Consider the following 21,525-nt stretch of genomic DNA (forward strand, 5'->3'; position numbering starts at 1 on the left):
GAGGGGGACGCACGACCGCGCACCCCAATCCAGATTCCGCGCACCTATCCCAATCCCAGCCATGGCGACGCTTCACACCGTCAACTCGACCAGCGTCACATCGTCGCGCAGATTGGGATCCCCCTGGAACCGCTCCAACTCCAACTGGATCGACTCCAACGGCGCCCGCGTCACCGCGATCCCGGAAAGCGCCCGATTCAGATTTTCCCCTCCGAAGAACAGTCCGTCCGGGGACTGGGTTTCATACACCCCATCCGAATAAAGGTAGATCAGATCCCCTTCGCGCACCTCCATCACCACCTCCGTCTCCTCGACGGCGATCTCCCGCACGATCCCGAGCGGCATCTGCTTCGACGCGGGGCCCCAGAAGCCGTGACCGTCACGATGGATGAACAACGGATGCATGCCCGCATTGTACACGGTCATCCGACCCGCGGCCCGATCGAGAGCAATGAAAGAGGCGGTCAGGAACATGTCCACCGGCAGGCGGGTATGGATTTTTTCATTGATTTTCCTAAGGATATCCCCTGAGGTACACCCGATTGGCATCATGTCGTGAAAAATATCCGACACCAGCGGACCGCACACCGCCGCCGCCAGACCATGGCCGGTGAAATCCCCCAACAACACATATTGCACCCCGCGCGCATCCCGGGCCGAGAGCACCAGATCCCCGGTGGTCTTGTCCACCGGGGTCATCAACAGACGCATGGCAAAGGGATCGAACCGGTCATCCTTGCGCATCTTCTGGATGACGTTCTCGATCGCATCGCGATCCATGGCCACCTTCTCGGCCAACTCCACCCGGCGCAGCCACGCCTTCAGACGCGCTTGCAAAATGATGTGGTTGAACGGCTTGGAGATGAAATCATCCCCGCCGCAATGCAGACATTCGGCCAACAACTCCTGATCCTCCACCCCGGTGAGAAAGATCACCGGCGGCTGCACATCGTCGTTGGTCGTCTCCGCCCGAATCCGCCGGGTCGCCTCATGGCCGTTCATCTCCGGCATCATCACATCCATCAACACCAGGTCGGGATGCTTGGCGCGAAACATCTCCACCCCCTGCTGTCCATCGCGCGCCATCAACACCGCATGCCCCTCGCGTTTCAAGAAACGCTCCAGATGCAGCCGGGCCAACGGATCGTCATCCACAACCAGAATGGTGCGCATGTCAGTTACATCCCTTGCGAATCTTTCCATGGAACCACGCATCCGCGAAAAGGCATGCTTGCCTCTGGCCACGCGCTGGAATACCCTGTCGTGATCACAAAATCGAAAGGACGCGGCAGGAAGAGTCTCCCGATGCGTCGTTCCGTTCCATCATAAAGCCAAGCAACGGTCAGGCCAAGAGCTGATCCATGCCACATGACCAACCCCTTCAAGGAGAGATTTGCCCCATGAAACGTGTATTCAATTTCAGTGCCGGTCCCGCCGTCCTGCCTGTCGCCGTTCTGGAACGGGCCAGGGATGAGATGCTCGATTACAAGGGATCCGGCATGTCGGTGATGGAGATGAGTCACCGTTCCAAGGATTACATGGCCATCATCGCCAATGCCGAGGCCCTGCTGCGCGAACTGATGGGGATTCCCGAGGATTACGCCGTGCTCTTTTTGCAGGGCGGCGCCTCGTTGCAGTTCTCCATGCTCCCCATGAACCTGATCACCGATCCGGCCTCCCAGTCGGTGGATTATGTGCTCACCGGCAGCTGGGCGGAAAAGGCCTGCTCGGAGGCCAGGAAACTCTGCGCCGACGTGCGTGTCGCGGCCACCACCAAAAGCGTCAATTACACCCGCATCCCCACCCAGGCGGAATTGACCCTCAACCCGAATGCCGTCTATGCCCACATCACCAGCAACAACACCATCTTCGGCACGGAATACCCCTATCTGCCCGATACCGGCGACGTGCCGTTGATCGCCGACGCCTCCTCCAACATCCTGTCGCGCCCCGTGGAGGTGTCGAAGTACGGCATGATTTATGCTGGTGCGCAAAAGAATCTCGGCCCGAGTGGCGTCACCGTGGTGATCATCCGCAAGGATCTCATGGGCCGAAAGGCGAATCTGCCGACGATGCTCGATTATCAGGCCCTCGCCAAGGAAGGCTCCATGCTCAACACCCCGCCCACCTACGCCATCTACATCCTGGGCCTGGTGCTCGAATGGGTGAAGGAGCAGGGCGGCGTGAACGAAATGGAGCGACGCAACATCCACAAGGCCGGGAAACTCTACGCCGCCATCGACGGCTCGGCGTTCTATCTCTGCCCCACGGAAGTGGCCAGCCGCTCGCGCATGAACGTGCCGTTCACCCTGGCCAACCCGGATCTGACCGACGCCTTCCTGGCGGGCGCCAAGGCCGCCGGTCTGGTCACCCTCAAGGGCCATCGTTCGGTGGGCGGCATGCGCGCCTCGATCTACAACGCCATGCCCGAAGAGGGAATCGACGCCTTGATCGCCTTCATGAAGGAGTTCGAACGCGTCAACGGATAACTCTTGATCAATTCCGCGAGGTTGGATACGGATTTCATGTTTCCCGAACATCAGGCCCCATCCCCTGGCGGATTCCATCCGGTCAACGCTCCACGTCGCCCGAACGACCTGGAGCGTGGCCGATGAAAAACCCCTTCTACAACCTGGCCCAGTTCATCGACCTGCCCAAGCGGCTCCAGATCCACTATCCGGGGCCGCGTTGGGCCGTGGTCGGGGCCTACATGCTCACCATCTACCTCACCCTCCCCCTGACCCCGATCATCACCCGGGGAATCTTCACCATCATCGGCAAGCGCGAAACCGGGCTGGTGATCTCCACCATCCTGCTGATCGCCCTCGGGATGGTGGTCGGCATCCTCTATCGGCGCATCCGCCGCGAACAGCGCATCCACGCCCTGCTCCCATTTCTGGCCATCCTGCTGGTGGCCTACCACACCGACAACCCCTCGGAACGGGTCCATCTGCTCGAATACGGCTTTCTGGCCTTTCTGGTGTTCCGCGCCATGGGAGAACCGCGCGGCGTCGGGCTGCTCTGGTCCTATGTGACGGTCGTCCTGCTCGGTTTCTCCGACGAGTGCATCCAGTTCATGCTCCCGAACCGCTACTTCGACCTGGGGGATGTGGCCTTGAACGGCCTGGGCGCGGCCTGTGGCATCTGGTTCGCGATTCTGATGCGTCAACTCCCCGCCCCCAACCCGGAACCCCTGCCGTCATGATCAAGGTCGCCTTCGATCTGGGATCGCTGATCATCTCCGGTCCGGTCGAGTCGCTGCAACCGGTCGCCACCCTCCTGCGTTGGGACGACCGCATCGACGCCTTCCGCGCCGAGGCGCGCCACTACGCCCCCATCGTCTTGGCCCTGCACCGCGCCCGCACCCCCTACGAGGATCGCGCCCGCGCCTTCGAGCCGCGTTCGTTCCGTCCGCGCGGCGATCATGCCCCCCGTCCCCACCAGAAAAAGGCCTTCGAGGCCTGGGTCCAGGCCGAGGGACGCGGGGTGGTGGTGCTGCCCACCGGCGCCGGCAAAACCCTCATCGCCCGCATGGCCATCACCCGCACCCAACGCGACACCTTGATCCTGGCCCCGACCATCAACCTGGTGCAACAGTGGCATGATCAGCTCGGTCAGGCCTTCGGCGAACGGATCGGCATGCTCGGCGGCGGCGAATACGAACTCCAGCCGATCACGGTCAGCACCTACGATTCGGCCTACATGCACATGGAGCGGATCGGCAACCGCTTCGGACTGCTGATCTGCGACGAGTGCCACCATCTGCCCGCCGCGACCACCCGTCTGGCGGCCCTGATGTGCGTGGCCCCCTATCGGCTGGGACTCACCGCCACCCCGGAGCGGACCGATGGCGGAGAAGAGGATCTGTTCAACCTGCTCGGACCTCTGCTCTATCGCTGCGAGATCACCGATCTGGAGGGGGAGTTTCTCGCCCCCTACCGTCTGGAAGAGGTGCCGGTGATCCTCGACGAGGACGAACGCCAGGCCTATGACGCGGCCTATGCCCACTATCGGGAGTTCGCCCGCGCCACCGGGGTGAGTTTTTCCAAGCCCAACGGTTGGAGTCAGTTCATCATGGTGTGCGGTCGCTCCCGCGAGGGACGGGAGGCGATGGCCGCCTATCGGTTGCAGAAACGTCTGGCGCGCGCCTCGCGGGCCAAGCTGCGCATGGTATGGAGCCTGTTGCGACGCCATCGCCACGAACGGGCCCTGTTGTTCACCGACGACAACGACACCGCCTATGCCATCGGCGAGACCTTCTTTCTGCCCGTGATCACCCACAAAACCAAGATCAGCGAACGAAGCCGGTTCCTGGAGGGTTTCCGGGCGGGGGAGTTTCCGTTTCTGGTCAATTCGCGGGTGTTGAACGAGGGGATCGACCTGCCCGAGGTGAGCGTGGGGATCATTGTGTCGGGCAGCGGCTCGATCCGCGAGCATGTGCAGAGGCTGGGCCGGCTGTTGCGTCCGCGCGCCGGCAAGCAGGCGATTCTGTATGAGCTGGTCTCCCAGGATACCGCCGAGACCTTCACCAGCAAACGCCGCCGCCAGCACGCCGCCTATCAACGCGAGGAGGGGTAGGCCGAACGCTCAGCCGTTCGGATCCAGAATGTCGAGGATCGGCTGGACCTGCCCGATACGCCCGGTGACGATGCCATAGATCTCGATCTGCTCGCGGGTCGAGGCCTTCTCGAACCAGGTGGGTTTGAGTTCGTTCACCAGTTTCGCAAAATGGGAAACCAGCGCTTCCAGGGAGTCTCCCTCCAGAAGCATTTGCGCCTCCGCAACGCTCACCGGCAACCACCAGTCCGGTTTCTCCCCGCGTTCTGTCGCCGCACGCCGCCATGCGTCGATATCCCAACCCTCTTGCCAATACTTGCAAACAAACGCCGCCAATTTCCGCCCTTCGTCCGACTGCTTGCCTCCGAGCATGATGCCAAGGTAGGCGGCATTGATGGCTGGATAATAGGCGGTGATGTCGCGGCGAAACGCCTCCTTGTAGAGATTCAGGGCCCGATCGATCAGGGTACGATCGCGCATGGAAGGGGTGGTGTCACTGGTGGCATACAGTCCATGGCGTTTGTATTGGGCCGCCAGCATGGAAAGGGTGTTGGAATCGTTCTCGTTGGCCTTGAATACCCCGTAGATCAGATTGGCGGCCTCCTGGTAGCGCCGCAAGCGGGAGAGACAATCGGTCTTGAGCGCCAACACCTTCAAATCGTACTGGTAGGGACGAATTTCGAGATCCTCGGCTTTCAAGACCTGATTCTCCAGCAAATCAAGCGCATCGATCGCTTTTTGGTACATCCCGCCGCTTTTCAGAAGAGTGGCCAGAGCGAACAGGAAAGGACCACTTCTGTTCGACATATCCTTGATAAGCGGAGAGACCTGAACCAAAGCCTGGAATGCCTGGGGATTACGCGTTGCGCCCAGGCTGTCGAGCAGTTTTTTCTCGTCATCGTCAGGCCCCTTGGGTCGGGGCAGGGTATTGGTCAGATCGAGGGCCATGATCGGATCGATGATCTCCTTGGGATCGGTGCGTTTCCGCAGACGAAAAACCTTGTCCTCGCCAAAATCCTTGGCCAGCCGCATCATTCCCAACGAATCAAAGACATACTTTTTCTTGACTTGATAAGACGTCCTGGCGGAATCCTTAAAATCCTTGGTGACATAGATTTCCCCACTGCGGGTCATGGGCTCCAACCGCGCGGGCAGGATGACATGTGCGCCGGTGACGTTCGGGCGTCCCTCCAGGGTGGCATCCTGGAACCGGAAAAGAGGACCGAAATGGGCGGCGATGCGCGGCTTCATTTTCGGCATGCGATTGTTGGAAAACTTAAAACCATGAAAGAAATCTCGGTACTTCACCAAAAAGCGTACCGTCTGAAGGGCATCCGAGAAGACCGCCATCATGCCATCTCCCCAGGTGTTGAAGACATCCAGAGGATCTGGACCTTTCCTGAATTTTTGAATCACTTTCTTATTGAGACTGGGCAGAAGCTCGTTCGCGAAAGCCCGGTAGACTTTATCCCGTCTTGACTTTTTGACCTTTGAAAAACCATGAATATCGCTAAACACGATAAAGCCATGATCGCTTTTACTCCCAGCCGGGGCTGAAAGGGACGCATCAATCGAGTCTCCCATGATTCACCTTCGAGTGGCTTGAGTTGGCAGGCAGGCGTTGGATGGCAAGGGTGTATCAGCGCCAAAAAAATATTACCAATCGTGTCACATCCTACCCTTGAGAGCAAGAACTTTAAATCAACGCCTGATACACATTCCTGGTTGTCATGTTATGGCAAACCTGTATAATCGCTTCCCGACCATCCCCCCAAGGAGGGGCACCCCATGGGCACCAGACGGCGCCCAAAAGCGGATGGGACGGCAACTGCACGCCGAGGAATCTTGACCACAACCCAGGGATTCGCCATGCAAGCCACGCCTTTGCGCATTTTCATCTCCTCCCCCAGCGATGTCCCCGACGAACGCCGCCGGGCGGCCCTGGTCATCGAGCGCCTGAAAAAAGAGTTCAAACGCTTTTTCGACATCAGGCCGATTCTCTGGGAAGAGGAGGTGCAGCAGGCCGCGGGCCACATCCAGGACCGGCTCGACAAACCATCGCTGACCGACATCGTGGTGGTGATCCTCTGGTCGCGGCTCGGATCGCCATTGCCGGATCGGTATCGAGACGCGGATGGTCGGATCCCGACCGGCACCGAGTGGGAGTTCGAAAACGCCAAACAGGCCAACCGCGCTACCGGCAAGCCGGATCTGCTGCTTTACTTGAAAACCACCCCGGCCATGATGCCGGTCAACACCCAGGACCAGGAGGCGCGGGCGCGCCGCATCCAGTGGGAGGCGTTGCAAAACTTTCTGGATCGCCACTTCAAACCCTGCGATGGGCAGGTCCGGGAGGGGGATTACCACACATTCGACCCTACGGACACCTTCGAAAAGCAACTGGAAGCGGACTTGCGCCGCTTGATCAAAAAACGGATTGCCAAGGGTGACGTCGGAGCCAATGCCAGCGAACCAGGCATCACCTGGAACCACGGCTCTCCGTTTCGCGGCCTGCAACCCTTCGACACTCAACACGCACCGGTCTTTTTTGGCCGGGAACAGGCTGAGCGGAAGGTGATCGACCAACTGGTCCACAGGGCTGAAAAGGCGATTCCCTTTCTGCTGATTCTCGGGGCCAGCGGCAGTGGCAAATCGTCGTTGATCCGGGCCGGCGTGCTGCCGCATCTGGCCATTCCAGGCGTGGTGAGCGGCGTGGGGTGGTGGCGGATGGCCCGGTTCCGCCCCAGCGATGGCGAAGGAAACCCATGGGTCGGTCTGGCGCGGGCGCTGTTGATGGATGGGGCGCCCGAACTGGGAGGAGAGAAAATCGACGATAAAACCCTGGGGGGACTATGGCAGGCCAATCCCGCTTCAGGCGTCAAAGACATTCAGGTGGCCATGCAGGTCATCAGCAAGACTGCCAGGGATGATTCATCGGGCAAGACGGGTCGCCTGGTGCTGGTGGTGGATCAGTTGGAGGAGATCTTCACCTCGGTCTCCTTGACCGCCGAGGAGAACGACCGCTTCGTGGGATTTCTGGAAGCACTGGCGAAAACCGGGCAGGTGTGGGTGATCGCGGCGATGCGCAGCGACTTTTTCCACCGCCTGGACGACCTCCCCCGGTTGCGCGATCTGGCCTCTGGGCTCGGTCAATACCACCTGGCGCCACCCAGTCTGCCGGAAATCGAACAGATGATCACGCGCCCCGCGAACGCGGCGGGTCTTGGCTTCGATGTGGACCAGGAGACCGGACTGCGGCTGGATGAACTGATCCTGCAAGAGGCCGAGCTGGAGCCTGGATCCCTGCCGCTGCTGGAGTTCGCCCTGGATGAACTCTATCGTCAGGATGTGGCGCTGGCCAAAGGAGACGTTTTGACCTCAACCAGCTACCGGACTTTGGGTGGACTGGTGGGGGCCATCGCCCAACGGGCGGAAGAGATCTGCCAGGAGCTGGATGGTCCGACTCTGGCGGCGGTGCTGCGCGCCCTGGTGACCACCCAGAGCGAGGATGACCGCATCACCAGCCGGGCGGCCAACCAGCGGGAGGTGGCCAACACCCCGGAGAAGGCGCGTATTCTGGAAAAATTCGTCCATGGACGGCTGGTGGTGACCCGTGGCGATGCCCTGCAAGCCACCTTCCACCTGGCCCATGAAACCCTGCTGACCCGCTGGCCCCGCCTGAAACGACTGATCGAGGAGGAGCGGGCCTTCTTGAAACTGCGCGATCGGCTGGAGGCGGACAGGAGCGTCTGGCAGAAGGGTGGCGAGCATCCGGAGCTGCTGCTGCCGGCGGGCAAGCGACTGGCCGAGGCGGAAGAGCTGTTGCGCCAGCGCCGCGACGAATTGGCCGAAGGGGTTCCAGCCTTCATCGAACACTCCTCCCGCCATGAAAAGGAGCAACGGGATCGTCGCTTGCGCCGGGCGCGTTGGGTGGCCATCGGCCTGGGCGGACTGGCCCTGGCCGCCAGCGGCTTCGGTTGGCGCGCCTACCAACAGGAACAGAGGGCCGAACAGTCGCTCAAACTGGAGGCTCAGGCGCGCACCAAGGAAAAACAGGCCCGCAGCCAGGCGGAAGAGCTGGTGAATTTCGTCATCTTTGATTTACGGGATCGACTGATCCCCCTGGGCCGCCTGGACCTGATGAAAGAGACCGCACACAAGGCTTTGGCGTATTATGAGCGCCTGGGCGAACCTTCCCAGCTCGAGCCCATGCAACAGCGCCAACTCTCCGCGGCCTTGAATAATATTGGCAATGTCTTCACAGACCTCGGTAACTTGACCGAAGCCCAAAACCTGCATCGCAAGGCACAAGAGATCGACAAGCGTCTGGCCAGACTCGATCCCAACAACACCCAATGGCAGCGCGACTTATGGGTGAGCCACAACAAGATTGGCGAGATTCTTCAAACGCAGGGCGAACAGGCTGCGGCACTCACCGAGTTTCGCGCCGGCATGGCGATCACCAAACGTCTGGCCAAACTCGATCCCAACAACACCCAATGGCAGCGCGACTTACAGGTGAGCCACAACAAGATTGGCGATATGCTAAAAACGCAGGGCGAACAGGCTGCGGCACTCACCGAGTTTCGCGCCGGCATGGCGATCGCCAAACGTCTGGCCGCACTCGAGCCTGACAACACCGAAGGGCAGCGCGACGTATGGGTGAGCCACAACAAGATTGGCGAGATTCTTCAAACGCAGGGCGAACAGGCTGCGGCAATCACCGAGTTTCGCGCCGGCATGGCGATCGCCAAACGTCTGGCCAAACTCGAGCCCAACAACACCCAATGGCAGCGCGACCTCTCCATAAGCCACAACAAGCTTGGCGATATTCTAAAAACGCAGGGCGAACAGGCTGCGGCACTCACCGAGTTTCGCGCCGGCATGGCGATCGCCAAACGTCTGGCCAAACTCGATCCCAACAACACCGAATGGCAGCGCGACTTACGGGTGAGCCACAACAAGATTGGCGATATGCTAAAAACGCAGGGCGAACAGGCTGCGGCACTCACCGAGTTTCGCGCCGGCATGGCGATCGCCAAGCGTCTGGCTGAACTCGATCCCAACAACACCCAATGGCAGCGCGACCTCTCCATAAGCCACGACAAAATTGGCGGGATTTTTCAAACGCAGGGCGAACAGGCTGCGGCACTCACCGAGTTTCGCGCCGGCATGGCGATCGCCAAGCGTCTGGCCGAACTCGATCCCAACAACACCGAATGGCAGCGCGACCTCTCCATAAGCCACAACAAGATTGGCGATATGCTAAAAACGCAGGGCGAACAGGCTGCGGCACTCACCGAGTTTCGCGCCGGCATGGCGATCGCCAAACGTCTGGCCAAACTCGATCCCAACAACACCCAATGGCAGCGCGACGTATGGGTGAGCCACAACAAGATTGGCGATATGCTAAAAACGCAGGGCGAACAGGCTGCGGCACTCACCGAGTTTCGCGCCAGCATGGCGATCGCCAAACGTCTGGCCGAACTCGATCCCAACAACACCCAATGGCAGCGCGACTTACAGGTGAGCCACAACAAGATTGGCGATATGCTAAAAACGCAGGGCGAACAGGCTGCGGCACTCACCGAGTTTCGCGCCGGCATGGCGATCGCCAAACGTCTGGCCGCACTCGAGCCTGACAACACCGAAGGGCAGCGCGACGTATGGGTGAGCCACAACAAGATTGGCGAGATTCTTCAAACGCAGGGCGAACAGGCTGCGGCAATCACCGAGTTTCGCGCCGGCATGGCGATCGCCAAGCGTCTGGCCGAACTCGATCCCGACAACACCGAATGGCAGCGCGACCTCTCCATAAGCCACAACAAGCTTGGCGATATTCTTCAAACGCAGGGAGAACGGGATGCAGCACTCACCGAATTTCGCGCCGACATGGCGATCGCCAAACATCTGGCCGAACTCGATCCCGACAACACCGAATGGCAGCGCGACCTCTCCATAAGCCACAACAAGCTTGGCGAGATTCTTCAAACGCAGGGCGAACAGGCTGCGGCACTCACCGAGTTTCGCGCCGGCATGGCGATCGCCAAACGTCTGGCCGAACTCGATCCTGACAACACCCAATGGCAGAGAGGGTTGGCCATCAGCCATGAGCGGATGGGAATGATCCTGCGCAAACAGTCTGGACAGGAACAGGAGGCGATGGGCCACTTCCGGACCGAGATTGCCCTGATCGAACGGATGTTTGACGCCTTCCCCAAGCAGCGACCATTCCAGTTCAACCTGAGCATTCCCTATCAACAGCTTGTCGAGTTTTTGCTTGAGAACAACGACACAACCGAAGCCGCCAAGGTGGTGGAGAACTGGCTGGCGCGGGAGCCGGAATCTCCCAAGGCCCGGCAATTCAAAGCCAAAACAGCTGAACAGAAAAAATAACCCGGCGGGCACGGGACAGCCCCTTGCAGATGGGGGGGGAAAACGTCCGGTTCACCCCTCCGGGGTTTGGCCAAACCATCCATCGAGCACCGCCAGCATCGCCGGGGTCGCCTCCAGGCGCCAGATGCCGCGCGCTGGGGTGTCCAGACCGCGCAGGAAGAGAAACAACGCCCCGCCCAGATGGCGCGCCGGGTCGTAATCGACCAGACGCACCGACAACAAACGATGCAGGGCGTACAGATACAACACCCCCTGGAGGTCATGCCGGGCGTGCAGGATCGCGGCCCGCATCGCCTCGGGGGTACAGGCGGCATCATCCGGACCAAGCCAGGTGGATTTGTAGTCGATCAGGTAGTAGCGCCCTCCGTGCTCGAACACCAGGTCCATGAACCCTTTGAGCATCCCTTGCAGGGTGCGATCCGCGAGGGTCGGACGCTCGCAGCCAGGCTCGATGGTGGCGCGCAGCCAGCGATCGAGCCCGGCCACCGGCAATCGCTCGACCGCCAGCCAGAACTCGAGTTCCACCTGCCAGGTTTCCAGATCGCTTAACGAAACTTCCGAACCGAGCCCGTCCAGCGGCAAGGGGGTGGCCAGAAAGCGGGTCAACCAGGCGCTCAACGGGTCGATCCAGGCCGACCAGCCACGCGGATTCAGACGCCGCGCCACCTCCGCGCGCACCCCTTCCGCATCCGCGCCCGCCGCGCCGAAGCCGCGCCCGCCACACCAGGCGAGCAGTTCATGCAGCACCGTTCCCGCCCTGGCCCCACGCGGAAAGGGGTGCAGACCCGTCATCCCCGGCTCGGGCGACATCCCCTCGGACGGCGCCCGAGCCCGCTGGTCACGCTCCAGGGCCAGTTCGCGAAACCGCGCCTCTCCCGCGCTCTCCAGACTCTCGACGCCCCCACCCGCCGAACTCGCCAGCAACGCCGAATAGCTGGCCATCCACCACCCATCCCGCACCCGCCGCCGCGCCTGCCGCGCCGGTCCGACCGCCGCGCCATCCTGATCGGCGCCAAACCGCTGCGTGGTCGGCTCCGGAGTAGGCAGGATCCGGATCGCGCCATCCCCCTCCTCGAACCGGGCCAGATGCGACATCAGGGTCTCGGCGGTCCATCCCTTCTCCGCCGCCACGCCCAGAAGACGGGAAAGCGCGCTCTTCTCGAACCCCTTTTCCACCCCCACCCCGACCCACACCGCATGCCGGGCACGGGTCAGGGCCACGTACAACTGGCGGGTCTCCTCGCGCAAGCGTTCGAAATCGAGCCGCGCCAACAGGGTCTCGTCGGCGGTCATGAGGAGGCTTTCCACGCCTTCATCGTCGTGCAGACGGGCCGGCAGATCCCCCTTGCCCAGCGGACGGCAACTGCCGGCAAAGGGGAGAAAGACCAACGGGTACTCCAGCCCCTTGGATTTGTGCACCGTGACGATGCGCACCAGGTTGGCGTCGCTCTCCAGACGGGTCAACCGCTCCCCGGCCTCCCGCGCCCCCTCCCCGGCCTCCCGCAACGCCTCATCAAGGAGCCGGATCACCGCCAGCTCCCCCTCGCCGTCCGCCTCCCACCGTCCCAGCAGCTCGGCCAGATGCAACAAGTCGGTCAACAGCCGCTCGCCGCTCCGCTCCCCCTCCAGCGAACCGTGCAACAGCCGCGCAGGCACCCCGAATTCGTGCATCATCCGGCGCAGCATCGGCAGCACCCCCTGGCGCCGCCAGCAGCTCTTGAACCCCGCGAACTGGCGCATGCGCTGCTCCAGCAACCGCTCATCCCGCGCCAGGGCATCGATCTCCAGCCAACTCACCCCGAGGGTGGCGGTGGCCATGGCGGTGCGCAGCAGGCGGCTATCCTCGGGGGCAGCGCAGGCAGCCAGCCAATGGCGCAGCTCCACCGCGCACGGCGAGGCGAACACCGACTCCTGATCGGAGAGATAGACGCAGCGCACCCCGCGCCGGGCCAGGGCGGCGCGCATCAACCCGTATTCGGCGCGACTCCGCACCAGGACGGCCATATCGCTGGGAAGAAGCGGCACCAGCGCGCCGACCCCATCCCGGAATCCGGCCCGGTTCGAACGTCCCAGTTCCAACAGCCGGACCATCGCGCTCGCACAGGCATCGGCCAGCCAGGGACGCGGCCCGTCGCTCACGGCCAGGGTCATGGCCGGTTGGGGCGTCTCCTCGACCTCGAAGCGCGCCTCCCGCCCCTGGGCGACCACCGGATGAAACGGAATCGGATCCTCCTCCCCGCGCCGATGCAGAAAAGCCCCCGCACCCACCCGTGCCTCGGCGTCGGCGAACACCCGGTTGACCGCCGCCACCATGGCCGCGCTGGAGCGGAAGTTGCGCCCCAGGGTGTGGATCCGCCCGGTCAGCACCCGTCGCGCGCTCAGATAGGTGTGGATGTCCGCACCGCGAAAGGCGTAGATCGCCTGTTTGGGATCGCCGATCAACACCAGCGCCGTGCCATCGCGGCATCCATCCAAATCGCGATAGATGGCGGCAAAGATCCGGTATTGCACCGGATCGGTATCCTGGAACTCATCGATCAGGGCCACCGGGAACTGCCGACGAATCAATCCGGCCAGACGGGCACCGCCCGCACCGTTCAACCCGGACTCAAGTCGGGTGAGCACGTCGTCGAACTCCATCACGGCCAACCCCTGCTTGGCCGCCGCGAAGCGCGCCGCCACCCAGATGGCGGCATGCACCCACAACCGCCGGCACACCCCCTCCCAGCGGGCCTGGGTTGCACGCAGTTCCACGATCGCCTCCCAGGCCGGATGGTCGGGGGGGGATCCCACCTTCCACGCCTCGTTCAATCCACCGGGGGTCAACCGCCACCAGGCCGCCTCGGTCAGCGCGGGAAAAAGCTCCTCCGGATCCGCGCACCAGCGCCCGAGCGCCTCCAGCCACGGTCCGTAGTAACGCGCCTGGATCTTCAAGCCATTCACCCGCTTGCCGGCCACCGCCTCATCGAGCATGGCGCGCATGGGACCGATCCAGGTTCCGAATCGTCGCTTGACCGCGCCCAATTCGGCACGGATCGCGCTTCGTTCGTCCAGGATCGCCGCGAACGGGCCCGGATCCTCCAGCAACCCCACCTGGCGGAACAGCCGCTCCACCCCGCGCGCCAACCGGTTGTAGTCGGGCCAGCAGTCGAACAGCTCCCTGGCCTCGACCAACGACAACGGCGCCAGATGCACCCGCCAGTAATCCCGCGTCACCTCGGCAAGCAGCGCGCGCTGATCGGCCACCAGCTCCTGGGTGAACAGGGAGTCGCTGTCAAAGGCGTGTTCGCGCAGCATGCGGTGGCACCAGCCATGGATGGTCTCCACCGCCGCCTCGTCCATCCACTCGGCGGCCAGCCGCAACCGTCGCGCGCACCCCGCCCAGGTGGCGGGCGGATAATCGGCGCGCAAGACGACAAGCAACGGATCCCAGCCCCCCTGGATGGGCGTTTCATCCTCGAAACAGGCCGCCGCCTCTCCGAGCCGGGCGCGAATCCGCTCGCGCAACTCGCTGGTGGCGGCACGGGTGAAGGTGACGACCAGAATCTCCGGAGGGTTGAGCGCACCCCGTCCCCCCTCGACGACTCCATGGCCGAGCACCAGCCGCACATACAACAAGGCGATGGTGTAGGTTTTGCCCGTGCCCGCGCTCGCCTCCACCAGCCGCACGCCGGAGAGGGGAAAGGTCAGAGGTTGCAGCTCTTGCGGGGCGCTCACGGGATCTCCTCCATCCAGCCATCCCCCACCAGGGATTCATCCAGCTCCTCGATCACGCTGGCCGCCTCGCGCAACGGCGCCAGCAGTTTTTCCGACCACCCCTCCAACGCGCCGACCGCCGCGAAGGCCTCGAAATCGTGGAACACGCGCCGGACATAGGGGTTCAACACCCGCTCGCGGACAAAGCGCCTCTCGGCTTTCTGCGGATCGTCGAACCCGGCCCAGCCCACGGCGGGCAGAAAGGCCAACGGGGTGCGCATACCTTGCACCCAGGCCCCCATCAACGACTCCAGGGCCGTTTCCGCCTCGCCGGGCGGCAGCGGGACCAGCTCGATCCCCCCATCCCGACCCAACACCACCGTGGTCACATCCCCCGCCACCATCCCCCAGGCCAGATGTTCGATCCACGGCACGGACAGGGCCTCGGGTCGGATCGTTCCGGCATCAAGCAGCCGACTGGCGGTGCGCACGATTCTTCCCAACCCGCTCCCCGACCCGCGCCGCACCCCGCGCAGCCGATCGACCACCCGCACCGCCCCCCCTTCGGCGGCGCTCTCGAACCGAAAGCTCCGCTCCCCCTCCTCCTCCTCGGGCCACCGGGCGACGAACCGCGTCTCCCGTCCGTTCAGGCGGGTCAGAGTCTCCCGCAACATCCCGATCAAACGCTCCCCATGCCCACCCGCCGGCAGGGCCCCACGCAGACGCATCCGCGCCAACCCCAGCTCGAGCGCCTCAGGCTGGCGACGGTTCAACAGCTCATCGACACGCCCCCACTGCTCCAGGGCGTCCAGCTCGAACGGCTCATGATCCTCCAGAAACAGCGCCTCGCGTTCGAAACGAACCCCCAACCGCTGCTGAAAGAAGCTCTTGACCGGATCCTTGAAGTGTCGGGCCAGATCCAGAAGCCGCAACGGCTCCTCGCGACTCGGCGGCGGCAGGAGCGACGGCAGGCTCTCTCCATCCCCCGTCGCGACCGGTGCGGGCCGCCATTCGCGGGCATAGGTGAACTTGCAGGATGGGGGGGGAATCCCCTCGCCCCGCGACCGTGGCTCTCCCTTTGGGCGTTGACCGGTTGAAAGAGCTGAAACGCCCCGCTCTCCGGCGGGGAAATAGTCCGGGCTGAACGGCTGCAAGGGGTGGAGGGTGGTGAGGGCCGCGACCAGAGACGCACCGGAGTCCGGCGGGCCCCCATCGCGACGCGCCAGGGTCCAGCCGGCGGCCAGATGGTCGCGCAGCTGTCCGACCAATACCGAGGGGGGAAGTTCGGCGTTATCGTGGATGCCGCGTCCCACCCAGGAGATCACCAGCCGCTCACGGGCCGACAGCAGCGCCTCGAGAAACAGATAGCGGTCGTCCTCGCGCCGCGAACGGTCGCCGGGACGGTAGCGCCCGTGCATCAGATCGAAATCGACGCGCGTTCCCGGACGGGGATAGGCCCCATCGTTCATGCCCAGCAGGCAGACCTGCCGGAACGGAATGGCCCGCATCGGCATGAGGGTGGCAAAGGTGACCGATCCGGCGAAAAAGCCGCGCGACAACCCGCCATCCTCCAGACAGGCCAGCCAGTATTCGGCGACCAGGGATTCGGGCAGGGGATCGGTCAATCCGGCCTCGGCGCACATGGCCTCCCAGGGATCCAGCACCTCCTCGAGCCGCAGCAAGGTATAGGCGTCGGCATCCTCCTCGTCCGGATCGAAAAAACGCGCCAACAGCCCCCGCAACCGTCCGCACCATTCGGGCACGGTGGCAGGGGTGGAGAGTTCGCGCCAGCTCCACGCCACCGCCGCCACCAGATCGCTCAAGCGACCCAACAGCTCCCCATCCCCCAGCCCGATCTCGTCAAAAGGATCCACCCCCTGCCAGGGGCCACCCCGATCCCCGAGCGCATACCCCAACAGCATGCGCTCCAGTCCGAAACGCCAGGTGTGGCGGGTGCGCTCTCCTTCGGTATCCTCGGGAACCCCCAACGCCGCGCAATGGCCCGGATCCAGCCCCCAGCGAATGCCGGAATCCCGGATCCAGCGCCGCAACAACGGCAGATCCTCCACGCCGATGCCGAAACGACGCCGCAAGGCCGGGATCTCCAGCCAGTCCAAAAGGTCATTGGAGGTGACCCGCGCGCGCGGAAGGGTCAGCAGCTTCTCGACCACCCGCAACAACGGGTCGGTCTGTCGCCGGGTGCGGTTGACCACCACGAAGGGAATGAAACGCGGGTCCGTCGGAGCGTGCAGCCCGAACACCGCCTGAACATGGGCGGCATACTCATCGATGTCGGGCACCATCACCAGCACGTCGCGGGGATTCAGGCTCGCATCGGCGTTGAAGGCGGCCAGGAGTTGATCATGCAGAATCTCCACCTCCCGCCCGGCGCCGTGGGCGATGTGAAAGCGCAACGATCCATCCAGGTCCGCATCGACCGGCGGCCAGGTGTCCCGCGTCTCGGCCAGGGGACGCAGCTCGAGGATATCCTCCTGGAGCTGCCAGAGCAGGCTTCCCGCCGCCTCCCCGCGCCCCACAAAACAGCTCTCGCGCTCCGGCTCGAAGGCCAGCGCCACCCCCTCGCTCCACAACGCCCCCTCGCCGACCGCATCCTCCAGCAAGCCGATGAAATCCCGGCCCTGCATCCCCCAGGCGGCCAACAACGGATGGGCCTGAAGATGGAGCGACGCATCGTCCGCGATGACCGCCTCCCCTCCCCGCCCGTGACCCGCCACCCCACGATGGCGAAACAGCTCCCGACCGGCGATCACGTCGGCCCAATAAAGCTGACACGGGTTGTGGACATACATCAACACCCGCGTCCAGCGGGAGAGCGCCATGAACACCTCGAGCGACTGGTACGGCAGGGAGCTGATGCCGAAGATGGCGACCCGAGGCGGCAGTCCGACCGGTGTCCGCGCCCCCTCCATGGCACGACGCAGAAAGGCGGCATGCACCTCGGCCCGACCCCGACCATGGGGAGACTCACCGACCCCCCGCGCCACGTCGTCGATCAGGATGCGCCAGAGTTCCGCCTGCCAGCGCTGCTCCTCGGGCATGGCGGTCCGCCGACCGCGCGCATCGATCAACGCATCCTCCCCACGCGCCCAGGCGCTCAGCCAGTCGGCGCGATAGACCTGATACTGGTCGAACAGATCCGCCAGCCGTTCCGCCAGTTGATGGGTTTTGCGCCGCTCCGGATCCTCGCGCAGAAAATGACGCAACGCGGCAAACGCCTCCCCCGCGACGATCTCCGGCAACAGTCGCATCAGCCGCCAGACAAGGCGGGTCTTGTCGAACGGGGTCTCCTCGGGCACGGCATCCTCCCCCAACACCGCCCGATAGACCCGCCACACGAACCGGGCCGGCAGCAGCATCTCCAGTGCCGCCGCGATGCCGAGTCCGCCAGCGACGCCAGGGGCCTGGGCCAGGCCGAGTTTCAACCACTGGGCCATGCCGTTGCTCTGCACCAGAATGGTTTCATTCACCAGTGGCGCGAGGGGTTCGTGTTGCAGGCGGGACACCAGATCGTCGCGCAGCAGCTCGATGCGATTGCCGTGAATCAGGGTCAAGCCGCTCTGGGGAGGGTCGAAGGGCATGATGACAGATCGGATGTTGAAGGTTTTCAGACGTGTTGGCACCCGGATCGCCACGGGATCCGGATTGACATACGTTAAGAGAGAGGCTACCTTGTGACCAGTCGTTTCAATCCGCTCCGTGGAGTGACCATGAAGATATCCCCGAATCGGGAACAGTTCGTCCTGGTGATGATCATGAACGGTCTGTTCGCGTTCATCGTGATCGTGCTGGCGGTGGAGGCGATGATCTCCTCCCGCGATCGGGTGGCGCGCACGGACAGCCCGCCGGTGAGCGCGGCCAGAACCGAGCAGACCCCGGACAAGGGAAGCGAGACCAAACCCGCGCCGACTCCTTCGAACGTTACCACGCCGCATGTGGAAGTCAAGATCCCCGAGGCGCTGATGAAGCATCCGGAAGCCGGGAACGGTGCCAAACCCACCGCCGAGACCCGGGCCGAGCCCCCCAAGGCTCAGACCAGGACCGCGCACCTGCCGCCTCCGGGCATGCCCCAGATTCCCGGACCCACGACCTTCAATCCGCCGCCCGCCGCCCTGTCGAACGCCGGCATGCCGCCCCCGCCGCCGCGTCCGCCGACCGAAGACGCCGCCACCAGGCCGGCTGCCGAGGAGGGGGGCCACACGGTGCAGATGGGCGCCTTCTCCACCGAGGAGAAGGCCAACGCCCTGATCGCCCGGTTGGCGTCGTTGAAGCTCGACGGCAGGCCGGTCCCGGTCACCCAGCAGCCGATCAAGGCGGGTGGCAAGACCATGTACCGGGTGCGCATGGGACCGTTCAAGGATGCGCAGCGCGCCCGTGCCGCCGCCGCGTTGGCGAGCCGTCAGGCCGGGGTGGCTGGCACGGTGCTGGGACCGGGCCATTGATCCAAGACTTCCGATTCACCCGCACAGGATCCTGTTGGAGGAAGATCGATGCCATTCAACCTCAATCGCTATCTCCTGGGACTCTCCATGGCCATCGACTGCGTGGAGAACGAGCTGCTCGGCGCCACCAGCAACCATGGACGCCGGGTGGCTCTGGTTGCCATGCGTCTGGCACGGGCCATGGGGATGAACGACGCCCAGGTGTTCGATTGCGCGGCCCTGGCGATTCTGCACGACAACGGCCTGGCGCAAGAGAACCTCACCCGTCCCGACCAGCAGCGCGACCGGTTGTTGCAGGTTGAGGATATGCCGGCTCACTGTGAAATCGGCGAGACAAACGTAAGCCGGTTTCCTTTTCAGGGGGACACCTTCGAAACGATTCTTCTGCATCACGAAAACTGGGATGGTTCCGGCTTCTTTGGTGTGGAAGGGGAGGCGATTCCCTGGATGGCCCAGGTGATCGCCCTGGCCGACTACACCGATCTCAAGCTCAATCTTGGCGAGGCCCGACCGGGAAAGCGTGAACAGGTTCTCAAATTCCTTCAGGCCAGACGTGGCCTTCACTTCTCACCCGCGCTGGTGGAACTGTTCACCGAGATCAGCGCGCCGACCTCTTTCTGGCTGGATCTGCGCGATCCGTTCCTGGACGTCGCCTTGAACCGGACCATGCCCGAGCTTGCCATCGAGGCCGACTGGCAGGAGATTCTGGAGATCTCGCGGGTTTTCAGCCGCATCATCGATTCAAAATCCCGGTTCACGCATAGTCACTCCAGCGGTCTGGAGGAGAAGACCGCGCGCATGGCCGGGTATCTGGGTGCCGATCCGACCACCATTCTCCAGTTGCGCATCGCGGCGGCGTTGCATGATGTGGGCAAGCTGGCCATGCCGAACGCCATTCTCGACAAGCCCGGCAAGCTGGACGACGCGGAGCGGGCCCGGATGATGGAGCACACCTATTTCACCCGCAAGTGTCTGGAAGGGATTCCCGGACTCGAGCAGATCACCGAGTGGGCATCCAACCATCATGAAAAGTTGAATGGCGCCGGCTATCCCTTGCGGTTGCCGGGTGAGGAGCTGGACATCTGGTCGCGGTTGCTGACGGTGCTCGATATCTACCAGGCACTCACCGAGGAGCGACCCTACCGGCAATCTCTCACCCACCGGCAGACCATGGAGATCCTTTATCGGCTGGTCGCGGAGGGCGAGGTCGATCCGGGGCTGGTCAAGGCGGTGGATCGGGCGTTCGCGTGAGCGGGAAGCGCGCTCTTCAAGAAAATGATTTTTCGTGTTTCCAGCCCTCGCTTCTTGACCACTCACCCCCCTCTCCTGCCACCCGTCACCCGCAACAGCCCGGTCACCTCCTCGCGATCGTGATAAAGATGGCGGAAATCCAATCGATGCGCGATCCCCGCCGTCCGCAACGCCCCGGTCAACCGCCCGCGACACAGCTCCAACTCCTCGAAGCGCTTTTTCATCGGCAACTTGAGATTGAACAACGCCATCCGACACCAACCCGCAACCGCCCAGTTGGCCACCAGCTCGACAATGCGTCGCGGCTGCTCCACCATGTCGCACAACAACCAATCCACCGTCTGCTCGGGCCGAAACCGGAAACCATCCTCGCGCACATGACGCAAACGCGGCTCCCTTTTCAACTCCGGGGCCAGCTCGGCCCGATCCACCGCGATCACCCGCAACCCGTCGGCCAACAACATCCGACTCCAACCGCCAGGAGCCGCGCCCAGATCGACCGCCGATCGTCCCGACGCCAGCCAGTTCGACCGCTCCCTGGCACTCAACAACACCACCAGCGCCTCTTCCAGCTTCAGGGAGGCACGACTCGGGGCCGCAACCGGTCGCCGCAACCGGGGGATCCCCATCGGCCAGGACGACGCCTCCCCAATCCACGAAATCCCGGTCAACGCCTCGGTTCCAGCGAGCAGAACCACCTCGGCACGGGTCACGCCCGTCCCATCCAGCGCCCCGAGATCACGCAGACCAGACTCCAACCGCGCTTGCAGCGCCCGACAAAGCGGGGTCAGGGCGCGCCCCTCCTCGGAGTCCGGCGCGCCCATCCAAAGGGTGGCAAACGGTCCATGCCGCTCGGCGAGCCGCTCCAGACGGGTCAGAAGCGGCGCGATCCGGTCTCCCGGCGGCAACGGCTCCCCACCCGCGTCACAGGCCAACAGATGACGGGCGAACACCGGCTGGGGATCCCCCAGTTTCTTGAACAACGACACCGCCTGATGCGGATGGTCCAACCCGATCAGCACCCCACCGGAACGGTCCCGCGCCTCCCCCGCGCAGGGCATGCCCAGACGCTCGCCGCGCGCCCGGATCTCCGCCAGGGTCTCCCGCTCGAAACCCGGTCGGCAATAGGCGAACAACCGCGTGCAAGGGTCCATCCGCATCCTCC

General features: G+C 63.6%; 12 protein-coding genes. 7 read left to right on the forward strand and 5 right to left on the reverse strand.

Features of this window, described 5'->3' with window-relative positions; all coding sequences use genetic code 11:
• Positions 1-72: 72 nt before the first annotated feature.
• Positions 73-1,173 carry a SpoIIE family protein phosphatase gene (locus ACOY6C_RS12635; protein WP_420905828.1) on the reverse strand — a complete coding sequence of 367 codons (1,101 nt, stop codon included), beginning with the start codon at positions 1,171-1,173 and terminating at the stop codon, positions 73-75.
• Positions 1,174-1,400: 227 nt separating this feature from the next.
• On the opposite strand from ACOY6C_RS12635, the gene serC reads away from it, so the two are divergent.
• The 3 genes from serC to ACOY6C_RS12650 all read left to right on the forward strand — a co-directional run bounded on the left by serC (position 1,401) and on the right by ACOY6C_RS12650 (position 4,578).
• Positions 1,401-2,489 (forward strand): 3-phosphoserine/phosphohydroxythreonine transaminase, encoded by a 1,089-nt coding sequence (gene serC, locus ACOY6C_RS12640; RefSeq protein WP_420905829.1) that lies wholly within the window; start codon positions 1,401-1,403, stop codon positions 2,487-2,489.
• 122 nt (positions 2,490-2,611) lie between these two features.
• Positions 2,612-3,205 (forward strand): VanZ family protein, encoded by a 594-nt coding sequence (locus ACOY6C_RS12645; protein ID WP_420905830.1) that lies wholly within the window; start codon positions 2,612-2,614, stop codon positions 3,203-3,205.
• On the forward strand, positions 3,202-4,578 hold the full coding sequence (locus ACOY6C_RS12650) for a DEAD/DEAH box helicase (RefSeq protein ID WP_420905831.1): 1,377 nt from the start codon (positions 3,202-3,204) through the stop codon (positions 4,576-4,578). Before ACOY6C_RS12645 ends, ACOY6C_RS12650 begins: the two co-directional genes overlap by 4 nt.
• A 9-nt stretch (positions 4,579-4,587) precedes the next feature.
• On the opposite strand, the gene ACOY6C_RS12655 is transcribed toward ACOY6C_RS12650, so the two are convergent.
• The gene (locus tag ACOY6C_RS12655; RefSeq protein ID WP_420905832.1) at positions 4,588-5,808 is read right to left on the reverse strand and encodes a tetratricopeptide repeat-containing protein; all 1,221 of its coding nucleotides are present in this window, start codon (positions 5,806-5,808) and stop codon (positions 4,588-4,590) included.
• Between ACOY6C_RS12655 and ACOY6C_RS12660 the strand changes: the two genes are divergently transcribed.
• Both ACOY6C_RS12660 and ACOY6C_RS12665 read left to right on the forward strand, forming a co-directional pair.
• Positions 5,785-6,036 (forward strand): hypothetical protein, encoded by a 252-nt coding sequence (locus ACOY6C_RS12660; RefSeq protein WP_420905833.1) that lies wholly within the window; start codon positions 5,785-5,787, stop codon positions 6,034-6,036. The genes ACOY6C_RS12655 and ACOY6C_RS12660 overlap by 24 nt on opposite strands.
• A gap of 390 nt (positions 6,037-6,426) precedes the next feature.
• Positions 6,427-10,953 (forward strand): nSTAND1 domain-containing NTPase, encoded by a 4,527-nt coding sequence (locus ACOY6C_RS12665; RefSeq protein WP_420905834.1) that lies wholly within the window; start codon positions 6,427-6,429, stop codon positions 10,951-10,953.
• A gap of 51 nt (positions 10,954-11,004) precedes the next feature.
• Here the strand turns inward: ACOY6C_RS12665 and recB are convergent, their stop codons facing one another.
• Both recB and recC read right to left on the reverse strand, forming a co-directional pair.
• Complete coding sequence (recB, locus tag ACOY6C_RS12670) at positions 11,005-14,670, reverse strand: exodeoxyribonuclease V subunit beta (protein WP_420905835.1); 3,666 nt, start codon at positions 14,668-14,670, stop codon at positions 11,005-11,007.
• Entirely contained in the window at positions 14,667-18,248 is a 3,582-nt protein-coding gene (gene recC / locus ACOY6C_RS12675; RefSeq protein ID WP_420905836.1) for an exodeoxyribonuclease V subunit gamma, read from the reverse strand. Before recC ends, recB begins: the two co-directional genes overlap by 4 nt.
• A gap of 129 nt (positions 18,249-18,377) precedes the next feature.
• Here recC and ACOY6C_RS12680 point away from each other — a divergent pair, with 129 nt between their 5' ends.
• Both ACOY6C_RS12680 and ACOY6C_RS12685 read left to right on the forward strand, forming a co-directional pair.
• Complete coding sequence (locus tag ACOY6C_RS12680; protein WP_420905837.1) at positions 18,378-19,109, forward strand: SPOR domain-containing protein; 732 nt, start codon at positions 18,378-18,380, stop codon at positions 19,107-19,109.
• 48 nt (positions 19,110-19,157) lie between these two features.
• Positions 19,158-20,360 carry an HD-GYP domain-containing protein gene (locus ACOY6C_RS12685; protein WP_420905838.1) on the forward strand — a complete coding sequence of 401 codons (1,203 nt, stop codon included), beginning with the start codon at positions 19,158-19,160 and terminating at the stop codon, positions 20,358-20,360.
• A 62-nt stretch (positions 20,361-20,422) separates the two neighbouring features.
• Here the strand turns inward: ACOY6C_RS12685 and rlmM are convergent, their stop codons facing one another.
• Positions 20,423-21,514, reverse strand: a complete 1,092-nt coding sequence (gene rlmM, locus ACOY6C_RS12690; RefSeq protein WP_420905839.1) for a 23S rRNA (cytidine(2498)-2'-O)-methyltransferase RlmM — start codon at positions 21,512-21,514, stop codon at positions 20,423-20,425.
• Positions 21,515-21,525 lie beyond the last annotated feature (11 nt).

Origin of the sequence: Candidatus Magnetaquiglobus chichijimensis (assembly GCF_045865675.1) — a bacterium.
Classification (GTDB): Bacteria; Pseudomonadota; Magnetococcia; order Magnetococcales; family Magnetaquicoccaceae; genus Magnetaquiglobus; species Magnetaquiglobus chichijimensis.